Origin of the sequence: Paraburkholderia sp. CI2 (genome assembly GCF_014201055.1) — a bacterium.
In the GTDB taxonomy this organism is placed as follows: Bacteria; Pseudomonadota; Gammaproteobacteria; order Burkholderiales; family Burkholderiaceae; genus Paraburkholderia; species Paraburkholderia tuberum.
On record NZ_JACHDL010000030.1, the window covers coordinates 23,968 to 43,898 of the forward strand.

14 protein-coding genes are annotated in these 19,931 nt (G+C 64.7%); 8 read left to right on the top strand and 6 right to left on the bottom strand.

Features of this window, described 5'->3' with window-relative positions:
• Positions 1–350: 350 nt before the first annotated feature.
• The gene (locus tag HDG32_RS30595) at positions 351–1,082 is read right to left on the bottom strand and encodes a GntR family transcriptional regulator (RefSeq protein ID WP_184073059.1); all 732 of its coding nucleotides are present in this window, start codon (positions 1,080–1,082) and stop codon (positions 351–353) included.
• 170 nt (positions 1,083–1,252) lie between these two features.
• Here HDG32_RS30595 and HDG32_RS30600 point away from each other — a divergent pair, with 170 nt between their 5' ends.
• The 4 genes from HDG32_RS30600 (at position 1,253) to HDG32_RS30615 (ending at position 7,747) form a co-directional block, all read left to right on the top strand.
• Positions 1,253–2,473: an alanine--glyoxylate aminotransferase family protein gene (locus HDG32_RS30600; RefSeq protein WP_184073061.1), complete on the top strand. Its 1,221-nt coding sequence runs from the start codon at positions 1,253–1,255 to the stop codon at positions 2,471–2,473.
• Between the two features lie 154 nt (positions 2,474–2,627).
• Positions 2,628–3,914 (top strand): MFS transporter, encoded by a 1,287-nt coding sequence (locus HDG32_RS30605; protein ID WP_184073063.1) that lies wholly within the window; start codon positions 2,628–2,630, stop codon positions 3,912–3,914.
• A 3-nt stretch (positions 3,915–3,917) separates the two neighbouring features.
• The gene (locus tag HDG32_RS30610) at positions 3,918–4,667 is read left to right on the top strand and encodes a 2-keto-4-pentenoate hydratase (protein WP_184073065.1); all 750 of its coding nucleotides are present in this window, start codon (positions 3,918–3,920) and stop codon (positions 4,665–4,667) included.
• A gap of 47 nt (positions 4,668–4,714) precedes the next feature.
• The gene (locus HDG32_RS30615; protein WP_184073067.1) at positions 4,715–7,747 is read left to right on the top strand and encodes an FAD-binding and (Fe-S)-binding domain-containing protein; all 3,033 of its coding nucleotides are present in this window, start codon (positions 4,715–4,717) and stop codon (positions 7,745–7,747) included.
• A gap of 38 nt (positions 7,748–7,785) precedes the next feature.
• Here the strand turns inward: HDG32_RS30615 and HDG32_RS30620 are convergent, their stop codons facing one another.
• On the bottom strand, positions 7,786–8,661 hold the full coding sequence (locus HDG32_RS30620) for a helix-turn-helix domain-containing protein (protein ID WP_184073069.1): 876 nt from the start codon (positions 8,659–8,661) through the stop codon (positions 7,786–7,788).
• A 235-nt stretch (positions 8,662–8,896) separates the two neighbouring features.
• Here HDG32_RS30620 and HDG32_RS30625 point away from each other — a divergent pair, with 235 nt between their 5' ends.
• The 3 genes from HDG32_RS30625 to HDG32_RS30635 all read left to right on the top strand — a co-directional run bounded on the left by HDG32_RS30625 (position 8,897) and on the right by HDG32_RS30635 (position 12,597).
• On the top strand, positions 8,897–9,799 hold the full coding sequence (locus tag HDG32_RS30625; protein WP_184073071.1) for a DMT family transporter: 903 nt from the start codon (positions 8,897–8,899) through the stop codon (positions 9,797–9,799).
• Positions 9,800–10,061: 262 nt separating this feature from the next.
• A complete protein-coding gene (locus HDG32_RS30630; protein ID WP_184073073.1) occupies positions 10,062–12,245 on the top strand; it encodes a hypothetical protein in 2,184 nt (727 codons plus the stop codon).
• 94 nt (positions 12,246–12,339) lie between these two features.
• Positions 12,340–12,597 carry a hypothetical protein gene (locus HDG32_RS30635; protein ID WP_184073075.1) on the top strand — a complete coding sequence of 86 codons (258 nt, stop codon included), beginning with the start codon at positions 12,340–12,342 and terminating at the stop codon, positions 12,595–12,597.
• A gap of 107 nt (positions 12,598–12,704) precedes the next feature.
• On the opposite strand, the gene HDG32_RS30640 is transcribed toward HDG32_RS30635, so the two are convergent.
• The 4 genes from HDG32_RS30640 to HDG32_RS30655 all read right to left on the bottom strand — a co-directional run bounded on the left by HDG32_RS30640 (position 12,705) and on the right by HDG32_RS30655 (position 18,061).
• On the bottom strand, positions 12,705–14,435 hold the full coding sequence (locus tag HDG32_RS30640; protein ID WP_184073077.1) for a cyclic nucleotide-binding domain-containing thioredoxin-disulfide reductase: 1,731 nt from the start codon (positions 14,433–14,435) through the stop codon (positions 12,705–12,707).
• A 117-nt stretch (positions 14,436–14,552) separates the two neighbouring features.
• Positions 14,553–15,545 (bottom strand): DedA family protein/thiosulfate sulfurtransferase GlpE, encoded by a 993-nt coding sequence (locus HDG32_RS30645; RefSeq protein ID WP_184073079.1) that lies wholly within the window; start codon positions 15,543–15,545, stop codon positions 14,553–14,555.
• 406 nt (positions 15,546–15,951) lie between these two features.
• The gene (locus tag HDG32_RS30650; protein ID WP_008921056.1) at positions 15,952–16,203 is read right to left on the bottom strand and encodes a hypothetical protein; all 252 of its coding nucleotides are present in this window, start codon (positions 16,201–16,203) and stop codon (positions 15,952–15,954) included.
• Between the two features lie 457 nt (positions 16,204–16,660).
• Entirely contained in the window at positions 16,661–18,061 is a 1,401-nt protein-coding gene (locus HDG32_RS30655) for a GntP family permease (protein WP_184073081.1), read from the bottom strand.
• A gap of 327 nt (positions 18,062–18,388) precedes the next feature.
• On the opposite strand from HDG32_RS30655, the gene HDG32_RS30660 reads away from it, so the two are divergent.
• On the top strand, positions 18,389–19,855 hold the full coding sequence (locus HDG32_RS30660; RefSeq protein ID WP_184073083.1) for a sigma-54-dependent Fis family transcriptional regulator: 1,467 nt from the start codon (positions 18,389–18,391) through the stop codon (positions 19,853–19,855).
• Positions 19,856–19,931: the final 76 nt, after the last annotated feature.

Below are 19,931 nucleotides of genomic sequence, written 5' to 3' on the forward strand. Positions count from 1 at the left end.
GTGCCGCGCCGCTGCCCGCTCCCGCATCCGCGCACGATAGGCCTGCCGTATCAAACACTTGGCAGGCCTGTGCGCAGGTTGTCCACAAGCTTGTTCCCAAATTATGTGGACAACTGGACTTCGAGGTCGGCGCGAGTGAGACGGCATCCTTGCGAAGCCCACTCGCCAGTATCACGGACTCCACAGCGACGCTCACTGCCTACGCGTGCACCGCGCGCGGATAGTTCTCATGCTTCAAGCACTTAAGCTCGCTGTGCGAAGGTTGTCCACAGGCTTGCCAACAATTTAGGTGGACAAGTTTTGTTGCCGACGGAGTGGCGAGGAGCGGGATTCAACATCAGTTGTCCGCATCACGCCTTCAACCCGGAGGCCGAAGCGACCACCTCCTCCTGCACCTGCACCTGCAAAACCGCATCCCGCTTATCGAGCAGATGCTGCCGCAAAATCGCGCTGAGCTTCTTGCCGTCGCGAGCCTCGAGCGCCTTCAGCATTTCATCGTGATCGTGAATCGCGCGGTCCCACTTCGGCGTTTGATAGTTCGAGCGAAAGCGCAGCGCCTGCAGCCGCCGGTTGACCGACACATACGTCTGCCGCAGCGCCGAATTTCTCGCCGCTTCGTTGATCTTGTCGTGGATCGCCTGGTTGCGACTGTAGTAGCCCGGCAGATCGTTCTGCGCGCGGCACGCCAGCATCGCGTAATGCAGCGCCTTGATCTCTGCGAGTTCGGCCGCGGTGATGCGCTCGGCCGCGAGTTCGCCGGAAAACGCTTCGAGGCCGCTCATTAGCTCGAAGGTCTCACGCACCTCCGCTTCCGACATCTTCGATACCGACGCGCCCCGGTTCGGCGAAATCTCGATCAAACCTTCGGCAGCCAGCACCTTCAGCGCCTCGCGCAGCGGCGTGCGCGAAATGCCGAGCGTTTCGCACAACTCCCGCTCGTTCAGTTTCTTGCCGGGCTGCAGCGCTCCCTCGACGATAAAGCGGCGGATGTGCTCCACCACCGTGTCGTGCAGGCGCTGACGCTCGACCTTCGGCATCAGCGGGGCAGCGGTCAGACCCGCGTCGAGATGCGAATTTTGCATACAAAAACCCTCAGCTTCATATGAATAGGATTTTATCGGAACCATATCGATTAGTTAATCCATGCGCACACGCGGGTAAACACGGGCCTTAGAGGCCAATTTTCGTCTTGGGAGCATCACGGTTCCTCTGATATAGTTTTTTGCATGCAAAATTCAATTGGAGGAGTTCGATGCTGAAGCTAGATTTTCATCCCGCTGGCCGTCACTTCCTGCAGATTCCGGGGCCGAGTCCGGTGCCGGATCGCATCCTTCGCGCGATGAGCTATCCGACCATCGACCATCGCGGACCCGAATTCGGCGAGCTGGGTCTCAAGGTGCTCGACGGCATCAAGAAGATCTTCAAGACGCAGCAGCCGGTCGTCATCTATCCGGCGTCCGGCACGGGCGCATGGGAAGCCGCATTGTCGAATACGCTGAGCCCCGGCGATCACGTGCTGATGTTCGAGACCGGCCACTTCGCGACGTTGTGGAAAAAAATGGCCGTGCAGCTTGGCCTGAAGCCCGAATTCCTGGGGCTGCCAGGCATCGAAGGCTGGCGGCGCGGCGTGCAGCCGCAGATGATCGAAGAGCGTCTGCGCGCCGACACGCAGCATGCGATCAAGGCGGTCTGCGTCGTGCACAACGAAACCTCGACCGGCGTCACGTCCGACATCGCCGCCGTGCGTCGCGCGATCGACGCCGCGGGCCATCCGGCGCTGCTGCTCGTCGACACGATCTCCGGTCTCGCGTGCGCTGATTATCGTCATGACGAGTGGGGTGTCGACGTGACCGTGTCGGGCTCGCAAAAGGGCTTGATGCTGCCGCCGGGCATTAGCTTCAACGCGATCTCGCCGAAGGCGATGGCCGCCAGCCAGCACGCGAAGCTGCCGCGCAGCTTCTGGGACTGGACGGAAATCGTCGAGATGAACAAATCCGGCTACTGGCCGTACACGCCGAACACGAACCTGCTGTACGGGCTGCATGAAGCGATCGAAATGATTCTCGGCGAAGGGCTCGACAACGTGTTCGCGCGCCACGAGCGGCTCGCCGAAGCGACGCGCCGCGCGGTGCGCGCGTGGGGGCTCGACATCCAGTGTGCCGATCCCGCCGTCTATAGCCCGGTGCTGACGGGCGTGATGATGCCCGACGGCGTCGATGCCGACGCGGTGCGCAAGCTGATCTACGAACGCTTCGACATGTCGCTCGGCACGGGCCTCGGCAAGATGAAAGGCCGCATGTTCCGCATCGGCCATCTTGGCGATTGCAACGATCTGATGCTGCTCGCGACACTGGCTGGCTGCGAAATGGGTCTGCGGCTTGCTGGCGTGCCGCTCAAGGAAAGCGGCATGCCGGCCGCGATGGAGTGGCTGAGCCAGGCACCGAAGACGCCGGGATTGAAGGCCGCGGCCTGATTGTCGGGCGCAGGGAGCGCTTCCCTCATCGAGCCGCGCGCAGAACGCGGCCAGAACAACATGCAATGCGTCCATAGCGGCTCTCGCGGCCGACGGGCGACGACGCAGCGCGCCACTTCAGGCGCGCCGTCGACACATGCCATGGAGAGAGACGATGAAGCGGTTTCGTTTGACCAGTGCGACCAGTATCGTTCTAGTGATGCTCTGCATCATGTACTTCATCACGTACCTCGATCGCGTAAACGTCAGCACCGCGGCGGCGGGTTTCGGCAAGGAATTCAATCTCACGCATACGCAGGTCGGGCTCGTGTTCTCGGCCTTCGCGTATCCGTATCTGCTGTTTCAGGTGATCGGCGGCTGGGTCAGCGATCGCTTCGGCGCGCGACGCACGCTGCTGTTCTGTGGCGCCATCTGGGGTCTCGCGACGGTGTTCACGGGCTTCGCGGGCGGGCTCGCTTCGTTGCTCGCCGCGCGGCTCTTGCTCGGTTTCGGTGAAGGCGCGACGTTCCCGGCTGCAACGTCGGCGATGTCGCGCTGGGTCGCGAAAGAAAAGCGCGGCTTCGCGCAGGGCATCACGCACGCGGCGTCGCGAGTCGGCAACGCGGTCGCGCCGGCGCTCATCGTGATCGTGATGACCAACTGGGGCTGGCGCGAATCGTTCTTTATCTGCGGCGCGCTGAGTCTGGTGTGGGTGGTCATGTGGGCGCTCACATTCACCGAGCATCCGAAAGATCATCCGCGCATCACGCCCGAGGAACTCGCGGTGCTGCCCACGCCGAAGCCGAAAGTCTCCGGCCTGCCGTGGGGCAAGCTGTTTCGCCGCATGACGCCGGTCACGATCGTCTACTTCTGCTACGGCTGGACGCTGTGGCTGTTCCTGAGCTGGATTCCGCTGTACTTCCTGCATAACCATCATCTGCAATTGCAGAAGTCGGCGATCTTCGCGTCGGTCGTGTTCTTCGCGGGCGTGATCGGCGACACGCTCGGCGGCATCGTCACCGATGCGATCTTCAAGCACACCGGCAGCCTCAAACGCGCGCGCAGCTGGATGGTGTCGGTGTGCATGCTGTTCTGCCTGCTGTCGCTGATTCCTCTGATGTTCACGCATGACCTGACGCTGTCGATTGCCTGTCTCGCGTCGGGCTTCTTCTTCGCCGAGATGACGATCGGCCCGATGTGGGCGATCCCGATGGATATCGCGCCGGACTTCTCCGGCACCGCGAGCGGCATGATGAACACGGGCTCGGCGCTCGCCGCGATCATCTCGCCGGTGATGGGCGGCTTTCTGATCGACCGCTTTGGCAACTGGGATCTGCCGTTCGTGGGCAGCATGTTGCTGATGGGCATCGGCGTCGTGCTCGCGTTCCGCATGCAGCCGGAGAGCCGCTTCGAAGTTGGCGCGTCGGAGAAGGCGCACGTTTCCACACGGATGGGCGTGTAAAACATGACTTCATCATTGAGTCAGCTGCTTGCCGATGCGCGTCGCAGTCGTACGGTGCTCGATACGTTGCCGCCGGAGCAGCTTCCTTCCGATGCCGACGCGGCCTACGCAATCCAGCACGAAATCTTGAGCGCATGCGGCGCGCGAATCGGCGGCTGGAAGATCGGCGCGAAATCGGCGAGCGGACCGATTCAAGGCGCGCCATTGCCCGACACCGATCTGCACGCCGACGGCGAGCGTCTGTCGCGCGAAGGCTTCGCGCCGCTCGGGCTCGAACTCGAAGTCGCGTTCCGTTTCGGCCGGCGTTTCGAGCCGTCCACGAAACCGTACCGCGAGGACGAAGTGCTCGCGGGCATCGGCTCGATCGGCGCGACCATCGAGATCGTCGCGAGCCGCCATGCCGCGTGGCCCGCCATCGACAAACTCGCGCAGCTCGCGGACCTGCAAAATCACGGCGCGCTGATCGTCGGTGAATTCACACGGTATCGCGAGGATTTTCCGTTCGTCGCGCCGTCGCTGCGTTTCGCGTTCAACGGAGGCAATGTCGTCGAAACGACGCCCGCGAATCCGGCCGGCGATCCGCGGCGGCTGTTGACGTGGCTCGTCAATCACGCGAGTTCGCGCGGCATTGCGGTGACGCCGGAGATGGTGATCACCGCCGGTTCGTACACCGGCATGTTCTTTCCGCGCGAGGCGGGCGACGTGAGCGCGCATATCGAAGGACTCGCGCCGGTGCATCTGACGCTGTACTAGGTAATTCGAGCTGCGCGGTTCAGGCGCGCTCCTCACAGGCCGACGAAATGACGAATCCCACTGCGGGCTTGCTCGTCAAGCCGATCCATCTGGTCCCGTCCGCCGCGCGCGCAACGAGTCCGCTCGCGCAGCATCTGCGCAAAGCGCTGCGCGGCGACGTGCTGTTCGATCTCGCCAGCCGCGGCCGCTACGCGACCGATGCGTCGATCTATCAGATCACGCCGGTCGGCGTCGTGGTGCCGCGCGATCAGGACGATCTGCGCATCGCGCTCGAGATCGCGCGCAGCGAGAAAGTACCGCTGCTCGCGCGCGGCGCGGGCACGAGCCAGTGTGGGCAGACGGTCGGCGAAGCGCTGGTGGTCGATACGAGCAAGTGGCTCAACAACATCGTCGCGTTCGATGCCGACACGCGCACCGTGACGGTCGAGCCCGGCGTCGTGCTCGATCATCTGAACGCGTGGCTGAAGCCGCATGGACTGTGGTTCCCGGTCGATGTATCGACGGCTGCCCAGTGCACGATCGGCGGCATGGCCGGCAACAACTCGTGCGGCTCGCGCTCGATCGAGTACGGCAACATGGTGCACAACATCGACGCGATCGACGCGATTCTCGCCGACGGCAGCGAAGCGCGCTTCGCGTCGCTGCGCGAGCCGCCGCAAGGCGAGCGCTTGCAGCAGATCGTTGCGGGCGTCACGCGGATCGCGCAGCGCGAGCGTGACGAAATCATCGCGCGCGTGCCGAAGGTGCTGCGCCGCGTCGCGGGCTACAACATCGATCTGTTCGATTGCCAGAATCCGCGCGCCTATACCGATGACGGCAGCGCGAACCTCGCGCATCTGCTGGTCGGCTCGGAAGGCACGCTCGCATTCAGCCGGCAGATCACGTTGAAGCTCGCGCCGCTGCCCGCGCACAAGGCGCTTGGCGTGGTCAACTTTCCGACCTTCCGGCAGTCGATGGCGCTCACGCAGCACATCGTCAAGCTGAAGCCGGTCGCTGTCGAACTCGTCGATCGCACGATGATCGATCTCGCGTTGAGCAATCCCGCGTTTCGTCCGGTGATCGAGAAGGCGCTGGTCGGCGAGCCGCAGGCGATTCTGCTCGTCGAATTCGCGGGCGAGGATCGCGACGCGCAGCTCGCGTCGCTGAAGCAGCTCACGGAGTTGATGGGCGAGTTGGGCCTGCCCGATGCGGTCGTCGAGATGGCGGACGCAAATGCGCAAAAAGCGCTGTGGGAAGTGCGCAAGGCTGGTCTCAACATCATGATGAGCATGAAGGGCGACGGCAAGCCGGTGTCTTTCATCGAAGATTGCGCGGTGCCGCTCGAACATCTGGCCGACTACACGAGCCGGCTGACCGACGTGTTTCATCGCCACGGCACCGAAGGCACGTGGTACGCGCATGCGAGCGTCGGTACGCTGCACGTGCGGCCGATTCTCGACATGCGCCGCGACGGGGCGACAAAAATGCGGGCGATCGCCGAGGAAGCGGCCGCGCTCGTGCGCGAGTACAAGGGCGCGTATTCCGGCGAGCATGGCGATGGGCTATGCCGTGGCGAATGGGTCGCATGGCAATACGGGCCGCGGCTCAACCAGGCGTTCAGCGAGATCAAGGCATTGTTCGATCCGGACAACCGCTTCAATCCCGACAGGATCGTGCGTCCGCCGAAGATGGACGACGCGCGCAATTTCCGCTTTGCGCCGGGCTATCGCGAACAGCGCATCGAAACGGCGCTCGACTGGTCGACGTGGAACGTGAAGCGCGACCCGCTGACGGGAGAAGAAAGCGCGCCCGGCAGCGGCGACGATCTGAGCGGCGGCCTCGCGAAAGCGGTCGAGATGTGCAACAACAACGGCCACTGTCGCAAGTTCGACGCGGGCACGATGTGCCCGAGCTATCGCGTGACGAAGGACGAGCAACATTTGACGCGCGGGCGGGCCAACACGTTGCGGCTCGCGATTTCGGGGCAACTCGGCGAAGGCGGGCTCGCGAGCGATGACGTGAAGGAAACGCTCGACCTGTGCGTATCGTGCAAGGGCTGCAAGCGCGATTGCCCGACCGGCGTCGATATGGCGAAGTTCAAGATCGAGGCGCGGGCGGCGCGTGTCAAGACGCATGGGGTGCGGCTGCGCGACAGGCTCGTCGCGTTCATGCCGCGCTATGCGGGCGCGGCGAGCCGCATGCCGAGGCTACTGGCGCTCGCGGACAACGTGCCGGTGCTGTCGACGTGGTTCAAGCGCTCGGTCGGCTTCGCGACCGAGCGGAGTTTGCCGCGGTTCAAGAAGGCGTTTCTGGCCGATGCGGTGTCCGCGAAGCCTGCACGCAACGCTGCGCAGGCGTGCGCGCTGAAAGAAGTCCTGCTGTTCGTCGATACCTTCAACAATCACCTCGAGCCCGACAACGCGCGCGCCGCGCAACAGGTGCTCGAAGCGGCGGGCTACACGGTCCACTTCAATGCACGCCCGGGAGAGCGTCCGGTGTGTTGCGGCCGCACGTTTCTCGCGGCGGGTCTCGTCGACGAAGCGAAAGAGGAAGCGCGGCGCATGCTCGAGCTGTTCAGGCCGTTCGTCGAACGTGGCGTGCCGGTGGTGGGGTTGGAGCCATCGTGTCTGCTGTCGTTGCGCGATGAATTCCTGCAGTACGGTTTCGGCGAAGAGGCGCAGCGCCTCGCGCAGCACGCGTTTCTATTCGAGGAATTCCTCGTGCGCGAAGAAAAGGCCGGACGATTGCAGCTCGAATTGAAGCCGCTGCCGATGCAGCAGGCACTCGTGCACGGCCACTGCCATCAGAAGGCGTTCGACGCATTCACGCCGGTGCAGACCGTGCTGAAGTGGATTCCCGAGTTGAAGGTATCGACGGTCGAATCGTCGTGCTGCGGCATGGCCGGCAGCTTCGGCTATGAAGCGGAGCACTACGCGAGCTCGCAGGCGATGGCCGAGCTGTCGCTGCTACCCGCGGTGCGCAAGCTGGACGCGGCCACGCTGATGGTCGCCGACGGGACTAGCTGCCGGCATCAGATTCACGACGGCGCGGGCGTCGACGCGATCCACGTCGCGCGCGTGCTGGCGATGGCGCTGCGATGACGCGGGGCTAACTGCAAAGCGAAACTCAAACGCGAATCTCAAACACCGATAGCCTGCCGGAACCCACTCGGCGTCACCCCGACAGCCTCGCGAAACCGGTGACTAAAGTGACTCGCGTTCGCATAGCCACACTGCCCGGCGATCTGCGCGAGCGGCAACGTCGTCGTGCGCAGCAGCGTGCGCGCGCGATCGAGCCGCTGCCGCGCGATCCAGGCGGCGGGCGGCAACCCGAACGACTCGCGAAACATCCGCGCAAGATGAAACTCCGACAGCGCCGCGACACCCGACAACTCCCCGAGCGTCAACGGCTGCGCAAGATGAATGTCGATATAGTCGCGCAGGCGGCGCCGCGTCGCGGCCGACAGCCCGCCTTTCAGCGCCACGTTCGCGCGCCGTACGCCTTGGCCGCGCAATAGCAGGCTCAACACTTCGTGCGCGGTCTCGTTGGTGCGCAGCAGACCGTCGGGACTTTCCCACTCCTCGTTGACGAGCGACTGACACAGACGCGCAATGCGCGGGTCCTCGAAATAGGTGCGATCGGCGAGCGTCAGTTCGCGCGGTTCGCGGTCGAGCTCCTGCACCGCGCGTCGCGTGAAGTGCTCGGGCAGGAAGTACAGATGCATGAAGTGCATGTGGCCGCGCACCCACCAGCGCGATTCGTGATCGCCGGGCAGTGCGCACAGCCGCGACGGCGCGCCGTAGTGGCCCGGCATTTTCTGGCGCTCGGTGCGATAGCCGCCGTCCAGATAGCACGACAGCGTGTGATGGCCGGGCCGTTCGTAGACGGTCTCGTCCTCCTTCGTGTCGCGAGTCCATAGCGCGATCGCGAGTCCGTCGCCGAGCCACGCGAAGCGGTCCAGATGCGCGTTCGCACTGGCGAGCGTGTGACAGACCGACTGCAGGCCAAAAGGCATGCCGGCGGTGGATATCACGGGGACGGACGGGGCGGGGTTCACGGCGGCGCGCGGAGGTTTTCCGGTGTACGGTGCTGGTTGAGCGGCCAGTATACGGCGCGTCCCGTCAGCCTGCGCATCGGCGCGAAAAAGTGCGCAATTTTGGACAATTGCGGGCGGCGGCGCGGTTCCATAGTCGGGCTTTCTTCCATGCTGCGCGTCATCGCAGTCCGTCATTGCAGTCTGAGGCCCGACCATGAATCTCCTCCTTTATGCCATCACCGTGCTGATCTGGGGCACCACGTGGATCGCAATCAAATGGCAACTCGGCGCGGTGCCGCCACCGGTATCGATTGCGTGGCGTTTCTGGATCGCCGCGCTGCTGATGTTCGCACTGGCGCGCATCATGCGCCGCCCGATCTGGCCGCCGCGCGAAGCCTGGCGCTACCTCGCCGCGCAGGGTCTCGCGCTGTTCTGCCTGAATTTCCTGTGCTTCTACTACGCCGAAGAGCTCGTGCCGAGCGGGCTCGTCGCGGTGGTGTTCTCGACCGCGCCGCTGCTGAACTCGATCAACGGGCGGCTGTTCATGGGCCGGCCTCTGCAGCCGAGCGCGATTGCGGGTGCGTTGCTCGGGCTCGTCGGCATCGTCTGTCTGTTCGTGCAGCAGATGGCCGGGCATCTCGGCGATCACACCGCATGGCTCGGGCTCGGCGTCGCGTTTCTCGGCACGCTGTGCTTCTCGGCCGGCAACCTGCTGTCGAGCCGCATGCAGTCGATGGGCCTGCATCCGTTCGCGACCAACAGCTGGGCGATGCTGATCGGTGCTGCCGTCCTGACGCTCGGTAGTCTGTTCGCCGGCTATTCGTTCGCGGTGGAACCGTCGGCGCGCTATCTCGGTGCGCTCGCGTATCTCGTGGTGTTCGGCTCGGTTATCGGCTTTACGGCGTACTTGATGCTCGTCGGCCGTATGGGCCCGGAGCGGGCCGCCTATTGCACGGTGCTGTTTCCGATCGTCGCGCTCGCGGCATCGACGCTGTTCGAGGGCTATCGGTGGTCAGCGCTCGCGGTGGTCGGTCTAATGCTCGTGGTGGCCGGCAATCTGGTGGCGTTCGATCTGACGCGGCGGATTTTCGAGCGTCGCCGGGCGGCGCGTACATGATGAGCGTCTCGCTTAAGGTGAGGATTTACAGGAGCAGAAAAAGCGACTGAATCTCTGATCGGTGAGTCTTTACGGGAACCGGTTTTTACCGGTTTCGTGAAGGAAAGATTGTGTCGGAAACATGATTCGATGCAAATGGAATGAATTGGATGAATCGGCATTCAATAATCATTTTTTCATCAATAAATTTACTATTTTTATATGAGAGGATAAAACGCCAAATCTGATGTGCGCGTCTCGCACCTCGCAAGGATCGACTGCCGTGAAGCCTTTCTCCCGCCTTGGCTTGGCCGTGGTGTTAATCCACAGCCTGATCTCGCCGAATGTTTCCGCGCAATCCCAATTGAATTACACGACCTCATGGATCGGTAATAGTTTCGGATTCGGCGACGGCAAATGGATGCAGCAGGATATTCAGTCCATTAGCGTCGGCGCCAATGGCACCGTTTATACGAATGCGCCGTGGGACGAAAGCGGCAGTGAAATCGCCGCCTATCGCGCGGGCGACAAGCTCGCGGTGGCCGGTTCGACGCATGGCTGGGGCGCGGCCGGCGGCGACGCGGTGGCCGTCAACCAGACGTACCTCTATGCGGCGATGTCGATCGGCAATGAGAACAATGCGCTGGTCGGCGCCGACTATCCGCCGGCCAATCAGACCTGGTACGGCATCACGCGACGCACGCTTGCGAATCTCGCGACCGGCGCGCCGTTTTCCGGCGGCATCGGCAATAGCGCGAATGCGACGAAGAACAGTTTCGTCGCGGTCGATACGGTGAAGACTGGCACCGACGCGAGCATTCGCGGCCTCGCCGCAACCGACAGCGAGCTCTACGTGGCCGACACGTACGGCAACCGGATCGCCGTGTACGACGCGCAGTCCATGCAGCCGCTGCGTTCGTGGAGCGTCGCGTCGCCGGCCCGCATCGCGATCGACACCGACTCGACGCTGTGGATCATCAGCGGCTTCGGCACAGCCAATCTGAGCATCCTGCACTACCGCGCCGACGGCACCGCGCTCGCCGGTCCATTGACGCTGCCCGCCGGCACTGTGCCGAGCGACCTCACAGTGACGCCATCCGGCCAACTGCTGGTCGCCGACAACGGCGTTTCGCAGCAGATCCTCGTGTTCAACAAGGGCGCTGGCGGCCAGATGCAGGCGGGCGCGTCGATCGGCACGCGCAACGGCATTTTCCACCCGGTGCGCGGCGTGCCCGGCGATACGCGTTTCAACGGCATCACCGGCATCGGCGTCGACGCGGCCGGCAATCTGTACGTCGCGCAAAACGGCGAGGGACCGCGCGCGCTCGGCTCGGCATCCGTAGGGCAGGGCGCAGTGCTGGAGAGCTACGTGTACGGCACGCGCGTGCTCAACTGGCGGCTCTACGGTCTGAGCTTCGTCGATAGCGGCGCGTTCGACCCGGCCACGCCCGCTTCCATCTACACGGGCTCGAAGCGCTTCACGCTCGATTACAGGCAGCCGGTCGGCCACGAATGGTCGTATGCGGCGTTCACGCTCGATCGCTTCGACTACCCCGACGATCCCGCCTTTCACGAGCCGCGCGGCGTGCGTGGCGAACCGATGGTGCGCAGATTCGATGGCCAGCGCTTTCTCTATACGCTCGATCCGGGCGCGCACTATCTGAACGTCTATCGCTTCGATGCCGCGCATGGCGAGATCGCGATACCGTCGGGGATGCTCGCGCAGAATCCGCTGCCCGGCGCATGGCCCGCCGCGCAACCGACGTACGGCGAATGGCTGTGGCGCGACAGCAATGGCAATGGCGCCGTCGACGCGAGCGAGATCAGCGGCAATCCGTCGACCGGCAGCACGGTCGGCGACGGCTTCTGGTGGGTCGACGAACCCGGCAACGTGTGGCTTGCCACGCCCTTGAGCGGCGTGCGCGAGATGCCGCTGCAAGGTCTCGACTCCGCCGGCAATCCGATCTACACGTACGCGAGTGCGAAGATGTTCGCGATGCCCGCGCCATTCACGCGGCTCGCGCGGCTCGTCTACGTCGCAGCGACCGACACGATGTATCTGTCCGGTTTCACGAGTGCGATTCCGTGGGACCCGACGCACTGGAAGGAAGCGGGTCCGGTGCTGGCCCGCTACGACAACTGGAGCAGCGGCAACCCGACGCTGACATACACGGTCTCGCTGCCGTGGAACACGCAAAGCGATCCGCAGACCACCACGGTCGGCGTCGCGGTGGCGGGCAACTATATCTTCGTTGCGGAGCTGTACACCGATCGCATCGACGTCTACGACGCGCGCAACGGCGCGGCGGTCGGTTACATGACGCCGGGCGCGAGCGTCGGCGGCACGAGCGGCTGGGTCGACGTGTATCTCGGCATCAGCGCGGTGCAGCGCGATAACGGCGAGTACGTGGTGCTGGTCGAAGACGACGCGCGCGCGAAGCTGCTGATGTATCGCTGGACGCCTTGACGTGGATCGCTGTCGCGCCGAACACGAATAGACGGCGGCGCACGATCGGTATATAACAACTTTACCGATGCACTCAATGGAGCGATGTTCGATCATGACGCAAGACGTTTCTCCCAAGCCGCCCCCCGACGATCGTCCCGAGATCGAGCAGCTCGACGCGGCGCTCAGTCACGTCGATCAGCAGGTGTCGTCTGGCGGCATTGCATCGGGCGCCGCGAAAGGCATTGTGTACAGTCTGATCGAAACGCTCGGCGCACTGGTCGGCGATCCCGATCTGCCGGAGCACGCACGTTCGGGTTACGAGGGACTGCTGGAGGCCGCGCGCGAGTTGCGCGCGAAGTTGGACCGCTGAGTGGACCGCTGAACACGCGGGTCCGCTCCGGCGCAACCGTCGTGCCGTCTGTTATACAAAAGCGCACTGTGTAACTCACCGTGCGCTTTTTTCATGCTCTCTGAGGCTCACGCCCCGAGCGTCACCTCTTCACCGCTCGTCTGCGCCAGCAACTGGTGAATCTGCGCGACCACGGCCGCGCCTTCGCCGACCGCCGCGGCCACGCGTTTCGTCGAGCCGGCACGCGCATCGCCGATCGCATAGACGCCTTCGACCGTGGTCCCGAGATCGCACGCGGTGGCCGAGCCATCCGCGCTGATGCCGGTCAGCACGAAGCCTTTCGCGTCGAGCTGCACGCCGCAGGTACGCAGCCATTCGGTGTTCGGGTCCGCGCCGGTGAACAGAAACAGATGCCGGGTGTCGAAGTGATCGACGCCGCCGGGCAGCGGCCGCTTCAGCGCGACCGACACGAGCCCGTCCTCATCGCCTTCGAGCCGGCCGACTTCCGAATTCGGATGCACGAACACGTTCGGCAGCGAGCGGATGCGGTCGATCAGATAGCGCGACATGGTCGCCTCGAAACCGCTGCGGCGGATCAGTACGTGAACCTTGGCCGCGTGCGTCGCCAGATAGACGATCGCCTGGCCGGCCGAATTGCCGCCGCCAACCAGCACGACCTCCTGGCGCTTGCACAGCTTCGCCTCGACCGGCGACGCCCAGTAGTAGACGCCGCGTCCGTCGAAGCGCTCGAGCCCGTCGAGCGCCGGGCGCCGGTACACGGCGCCGCTCGCGATCACGATCGCCTGCGCGCTGATGTGGCCGCCGCATTTCAGCTCGAGCCGATACGGCGACTGCCCGCAATGCAGCGCTTTCACGTTGACTGGGATCGCAACGTGCGCGCCGAACTTCTGCGCCTGCACGAACGCGCGGCCGGCGAGCGCCTGGCCCGAGATGCCGGTCGGAAAGCCGAGGTAGTTTTCGATGCGCGAGCTCGCGCCCGCCTGGCCGCCCGGCGCGCGGCTGTCGAGCACGATCACCGAAAGTCCTTCGGAGGCCGCGTACACCGCGGCGGCAAGTCCCGCCGGCCCCGCGCCGACGATCGCGACGTCGTACACGTACGTGTCGTCGAGATCGGGCAGCATACCTAAGCGAGTGGCAAGCTCCGGCATGCTCGGATGACGCAGCACCGAGCCGTCCGGGCAGATCACGAGCGGCAGGTCCTCGCGCTGCGCGGCGAACTGCTCGATCAGACGCAGCGCGTCTTCGTCGCGTTCGTCGATCACGGAATGCGGATGGCCGTTGCGCGACAGGAAGCCTTGCAGCGTCACGAGCCGTGCGTCGCTGCTATTGCCGATCAGGATTGGCCCGCCCGCGCCCTTTTCGATCAGCGACACGCGCCGCAGAATCAGCGCGCGCATGATGCGCTCGCCGAGTTCCGCTTCGGCGACGATCAGCGCGCGCAGGCGCTCGGGCGGAATCAGCAGCGCTTCGACGGCGCCGATCGCGAGGCCGTTCACGAGCGCGGGCTTGCCCGACAGTTGCCCGACCTCGGCCAGAAAATGTCCGGCGCCGTGCTCGCCGATCAAGACTTCGCGGCCGATGCCGTCACGCTGATAGACCTTCACGCGTCCTTCGAGCAGCACGAACATGCCGGGCCCGGTGCGCCCGGTCTCGAACAGCAGTTCGCCGGACTTCCAGTGACCGATCTCGCCGAAGCGGCGCAGCCGGTCGATCTCCGCGCAGCTGAGCGCGGGAAACATCTGGTGCATGCGCGTCGATAGCGACGAAAACGGCGCGTCGGCGACGACCCCCTGCTGTCCTTCCACCTCTTGAGTCGAAACGTCCTGAGTCGAAAGCATTGAACCGCTCCTTCGATATTCATTGCACGATTGAACGCGAGGCAACGCGATGCGCGTTCGCACGCCGGACGAGCCGTGCCGCGCGCGTCAGGCGGACGATGCCGCCGCTGATTACGGCTAAACGGCTTTGGGCGCGATGTCGTCGACCGCGACTTCCGGCGGCGGCATCGCGGGCAGCGAGTCGACCGGCTTGCCCGAATCGCGCCAGGCTTCCATGCCGCCGCGCAGCGGCAGCACGTCGGAGAAGCCGGCTTCGTTGAGCTGCTTGGCCATCCATGCCGCGGAAATCTCGTTCGGGCAGGAGCAGTAGATCACGAGCTTCTGATCGTGCGCGTAGGTGGCGACGATGTCGTCGAGTTGCCGTTCATCGGCGAATTGCGCGCCGGGGATCACGAACGGATCGAGCTTGCGCTTCTCCTCCGAACGGATGTCGAACACGACCGGCGCCCGGTCAGCCGCGAACAGCTTCGCGAGTTCGTCGACCTCGATGCGCGCGGACGCGAGCTTCGCGATCAACTGACGGCGCCGGATCCACCGGTACACCGCGTACAGCACCAGCAACGCGACGACGACGAGCGCCGCCGTGCGCCCGAGCCGCCCGGCAATCGCGAACAGCATGTCGATCTGCCGCGCGAACAGCGCGCCGATGATCAGCCCGGTGCCGGACCACAGCGCGGCACCAACGCCGTCATAGCTGAGGAAGGTGCGGTAGCGCGTGCCCATCGCGCCGGCCATCGGGATCGACACGATCGACAGCCCCGGCACGAACTTCGCGACTGCGAGCACGCGCACGCCCCAGCGGCCGAAGAAGCGCTCGGTCTTTTTCACGCAGGTGTCACGCGACAGCGACAGCCGGCAGATCGTCTTCAGCGTATTGCCGCCGTAGATGCGGCCCGCGACGTACCACGCGCTGTCGCCGATCAGCGTCGCGAAGATCGACAGCACGAGGACCGGCAGCAGTTGCGTGCCGACCGAGCCGGGGTGCATCGCGGCCATCGCGCCGAACAGCACGAGCGACGGCATGGCCGGCACCGGCAGCCCGAGCGCGGCGGCCAGCACATTGAGGAAGACGAGCGCCGGTCCATATTGCGCGACGAGGTCATGTAGCATCGGTTTAACATCCGCGGCCCTTGCGGGCGCAGCGCGGTAAGGAATGCAAAGGGGAATGCAAGGATTATGGACGTATTTTCGAGACGTGCAACCGGCCCGGAAATTGGCCCGTCTTCTGGCTGCGATCAGGTTGCCCTATGTCGCCGCATGCCTCGATACACAAGCGTGGCAACCGCTTGTGACAAGTTGCTGAAGGCCGGGTAAGCGCGCTCGACGAGACGCGAAGGCGCTTGCAAAAACCCGTAGGAAAGCGGGGATTGGCGGCGTGAACGGAACAAACGGAAGCACGGCGACGAGCGCAGGCGCGCCCAATGCGAATAATCCCGCACTGGCGCGTCGAAGCGCGACGCAACCGGCGCGAGAGGCTGCCGAGTCACGCGACGGTCACACCCGCCGCGCGCCTGCTTCACTGACGATGATTGTGCTGCTCGCCCGGCAACTCGGCGCCATGCGCGCGGATCGCGGCGATCAGCTCCGCGGGCGTGATTTCGTAGCGCACTTCGCGATGGATGCCCGGCTTGCGCTCATCGACCTCGATCAGCAGGATGCCTTTGCCGTCTTCGGTCGATTCGAGGCGCAGCGAGCGAAGTTCGCGCGCCGTTGCGTCGTCGTATTCGGTGAGCAGGGCCATTGACCCGGAGGACCCGGTGATGCGCATCGAAGTTGTCCTTGTTGCGTTGGTGATGGAACCATTGTACGGGGCGGACGGCGTGCCGTCTGCCGCGTCGTCGTGCCGTGTCGCGTCTGCCTCTGTCTCGCCGGGGTTTTAGTCGAGTGTGACGCTGCCGCTAGCGGATTCGCGGTTGCGGAGCGAGCAACCAGTTTAACGCGACTCCTCGTCGCGACGGACGCATTTTTCATGCCCCGCGGTGGCGCGTCGTGCGTTCGGGTTTTGTCATGCGGGTGACGCGGGGGCGGGCTAGGAAGCGTTGGGCGCGCGCAAAAAAATAGCCCGTCCGGACAGGGACGGGCCGTTAAACGCCGTTGTTACTCGGGTCAGCCTGCCCTTGCAACATTGGGCGCTGACGGCTCCATCCTCGTGCTTCGTTGGCCGGCTGTCGAGGTGGGAGTAATGCGGATCTATCAGATCAAAGTACTGTTTTCCGGTTCGGCGTTCACACGAGGCCGGTCGTGTAATACACCGCGATCACGAAGAACACCGCGAGCGTCTTGATCACGGTGACCGCGAAGATGTCGCGATACGACTGCCGGTGCGTGAGACCCGTCACGGCGAGCAGCGTAATCACCGCGCCGTTGTGCGGTAGCGTATCCATGCCGCCGCTCGCCATCGCGACCACGCGATGCAGTACTTCGAGCGGAATATGCGCGGCTTCCGCACCCTTGATGAACGTATCCGACATCGCGGCGAGCGCAATGCTCATGCCGCCCGATGCCGAACCCGTGATGCCCGCCAGCGTGCTGACCGACACCGCGGCGTTGACGAGCGGATTCGGAATGCTTTTCAGCGCGTTGCTGACGACGAGAAAGCCCGGCAGCGCCGCGATCACACCGCCGAAGCCATATTCCGACGCGGTGTTGAGCGACGCCAGCAGCGCGCCCGCCACTGCCGCCTTGGTGCCCACCGCGAAGCGCTGGCTGACGCGACTGAACGCCGTCACGACGACCATCACGATGCCGAGCAGCAGCGCGCCCAGCACGGCCCAAATCCCCACGAGAGCCTTGACGCTCGTTTCTACCGGTGCATGCAGCCCCGGCAGGATGTCCGGGGTGACCGTGAAGGACGGACCGTACCAGGTCGGAATCCAGCGCGTCAGCAGGAAGTTCGCGACGCCGACCATGACGAGCGGCGCGAGCGCCAGCAGCGGATGCGGCAGCTGCTTCGACTCGACGCGCTCCGGCTCGTTGACGAGGTCGGTGCCGTAACCCTCGCCGGTCGCCATCGCGGCGCGGCGGCGCCATTCCAGATACGACAGACCGACCACGATGATGAACAGCGAGCCGAGCACGCCGAGCGTCGGCGCGGCCCACGAGGTGGTCTTGAAGAACGTCGTCGGGATGATGTTCTGGATCTGCGGCGTGCCGGGCAGCGAGTCCATCGTGAACGAGAACGCGCCGAGCGCGATCGCGCCGGGCATCAGCCGCTTCGGAATGTTGCTCTGGCGATACAGCTCGGCCGCGAACGGATAGACCGCGAACACGACGACGAACAGCGACACGCCGCCGTAGGTGAGCAGCGCGCACACCGTGACGATCACCGCGTTAGCGCGCGAGCGGCCGATATAGCGGATCGCGGCCGCGACGATGGACTCCGAGAAGCCCGACAGCTCGATCACCTTGCCGAATACGGCGCCGAGCAGAAACACCGGGAAGTACAGCTTCACGAAGCCGACCATCTTGTCCATGAAGATGCTCGTGAAAACCGGCGCGACGGCGGCGGGCTCGGTGAGCAGGACGGCGGCGAGCGCCGCGATCGGCGCGAACAGGATCACGCTGTAGCCGCGATACGCAGCGAACATCAGAAACGCCAGCGCGGCGATAACGATGAGAAAGGTCATTGAGTCTCCATAGCCCGGTTGTTCTACATGTTTGCCGTCCCGATCGAGCGACGGCGCGGCGCGCTCGGAACGCAGGTTCCATGCCATGCCTGCCGTTTTGCTGCCGGCCCGCCGTGGCGCATGGCGCGGCCGCGCGGCGGCGGGCCGAGGCATCGTGGGCGGATTGTACCCAAGTGTCTCCGAAACGGGACTTCCATTCGGTGAAGAACACCTGAAACCAGGGTAAGTCATGATGCATAAGGCCTATCGTGTGTCTCAATTTGGAGATAAATTCGTCCACTGATTGAGATTGATGCAATCAAAACGATAAGCGGAGACAGCGACAGCATGTTGACCGACTGGACGGGCCTGCCCGCCACCTATGACGACGTGCTTCGTCGGGCGATGGATTCGCTGTTTCGCACGTTCGAAAACTTCAGCGAAGGCACCTTCATCGTCGATGGGCAGGCGCGCGTCGTCTGGATCAACAAGCGGTATGCGGCGCGCTTCGGCTTTGCTGACCCGCAGCAGGCGATCGGCCGGGATTGCGAAGCGGTGATTCCAAACAGTCTGATGCGCGAGGTCGTCAACACCGGCAAGCCGATCCTGCTCGACATCATGGAGACCGATCGCGAGCCGCTCGTCGTCACGCGCCTGCCGCTCAAGGACGATGCCGGGGTGACGATCGGCGCGGTCGGCTTCGCGCTGTTCGACGAGCTGAAAGCGCTGTCGCCCCTCTTTTCGCAGTACTCGCGGTTGCAGCAGGAGCTGATCGCGACGCGTCAGTCGCTTGCGCAGGCGCGCCGCGCGCGCTATACGTTCGGCAGCTTCGTCGGCACGAGCGCGGCGTCGCTCGAAGTGAAGCGCCAGGCGCGGCGCGCGGCGCAACTCGAAGCGCCGGTGCTGCTGCTGGGTGAAACCGGCACCGGCAAGGAGCTGCTCGCGCATGCGATTCACGGCGGCTCGGCGCGCGCGCACAAGCCGCTCGTCAGCGTCAACGTCGCGGCGATTCCCGACACGCTGCTCGAAGTCGAGTTCTTCGGCGCCGCACCCGGCGCGTACACCGGCGCGGATCGCAGGGGCCGGGTCGGCAAGTTCGAGCTCGCCAACGGCGGCACGCTGTTTCTCGACGAGATCGGCGACATGCCGCTGCCGTTGCAGGGCAAGCTGCTGCGCGTGCTGCAGGACAAGGAATTCGAGCCGCTCGGCTCGAATCGGATCGTGCGCGCGGATGTGAGGTTCATCGCGGCGACATCGGCCGATCTGCCGGCGCTCGTCGCGGCCGGGCGTTTTCGCGCGGACCTGTTCTACCGGCTCAACGTGCTGACGATCCATGCGCCGGCGCTGCGCGAGCGTCCGTCCGACATCGAGGCGCTTGCCTACGCGATGCTCGAGGAGCTGGCCGCGCAGGCAGGCGGCGGCAGCCACTTCGAATTGCACGACGACGCGTTGCGCCTGCTGTGCGCGTGCGACTGGCCCGGCAACGTGCGCGAACTGCGCAACACATTGGAGCGCGCCGTGATGCTGTCCGACAGCGAGCGCATCGATGCGCGTGTGCTCGCGCCGTTCATCGGCTCGGGGCAGGGCGGTGCGGTGGCACCGGCGCGGACCCCGTCTGTCGCGGCCGCCAGCGTGGACGTGGCCGCGACCGCCGAACCCACCTCGTGGAGCAACGCGATGGCCGCGTTCGAAAAGCGCTTTCTCTGCGACGCGTTGCGCGCGAACGGCGGCCGCGTCATTGACACTGCGAAACAGATCGGCATGGGCCGCGCGACGCTGTACAAGAAGATCGCCGCGCACGGCATCGACGTTTGACTCGCCGCGCCCGGCCAGCCGCACCACGCCAACTGACGCAGCACGAGAGCAGCGTGGCACAATCGCGAGATCGAAA

Coding starts and splice junctions, on each gene's coding strand:
- HDG32_RS30645 (WP_184073079.1), bottom strand. CDS start 15,545: ATGCTACATGACCTCGTCGCGCAATATGGACCGGCGCTCGTCTTCCTC.
- HDG32_RS30635 (WP_184073075.1), top strand. CDS start 12,340: ATGACGCAAGACGTTTCTCCCAAGCCGCCCCCCGACGATCGTCCCGAG.
- HDG32_RS30605 (WP_184073063.1), top strand. CDS start 2,628: ATGAAGCGGTTTCGTTTGACCAGTGCGACCAGTATCGTTCTAGTGATG.
- HDG32_RS30615 (WP_184073067.1), top strand. CDS start 4,715: ATGACGAATCCCACTGCGGGCTTGCTCGTCAAGCCGATCCATCTGGTC.
- HDG32_RS30600 (WP_184073061.1), top strand. CDS start 1,253: ATGCTGAAGCTAGATTTTCATCCCGCTGGCCGTCACTTCCTGCAGATT.
- HDG32_RS30610 (WP_184073065.1), top strand. CDS start 3,918: ATGACTTCATCATTGAGTCAGCTGCTTGCCGATGCGCGTCGCAGTCGT.
- HDG32_RS30620 (WP_184073069.1), bottom strand. CDS start 8,661: ATGCCTTTTGGCCTGCAGTCGGTCTGTCACACGCTCGCCAGTGCGAAC.
- HDG32_RS30595 (WP_184073059.1), bottom strand. CDS start 1,082: ATGCAAAATTCGCATCTCGACGCGGGTCTGACCGCTGCCCCGCTGATG.
- HDG32_RS30660 (WP_184073083.1), top strand. CDS start 18,389: ATGTTGACCGACTGGACGGGCCTGCCCGCCACCTATGACGACGTGCTT.
- HDG32_RS30650 (WP_008921056.1), bottom strand. CDS start 16,203: ATGCGCATCACCGGGTCCTCCGGGTCAATGGCCCTGCTCACCGAATAC.
- HDG32_RS30655 (WP_184073081.1), bottom strand. CDS start 18,061: ATGACCTTTCTCATCGTTATCGCCGCGCTGGCGTTTCTGATGTTCGCT.
- HDG32_RS30640 (WP_184073077.1), bottom strand. CDS start 14,435: ATGCTTTCGACTCAGGACGTTTCGACTCAAGAGGTGGAAGGACAGCAG.
- HDG32_RS30625 (WP_184073071.1), top strand. CDS start 8,897: ATGAATCTCCTCCTTTATGCCATCACCGTGCTGATCTGGGGCACCACG.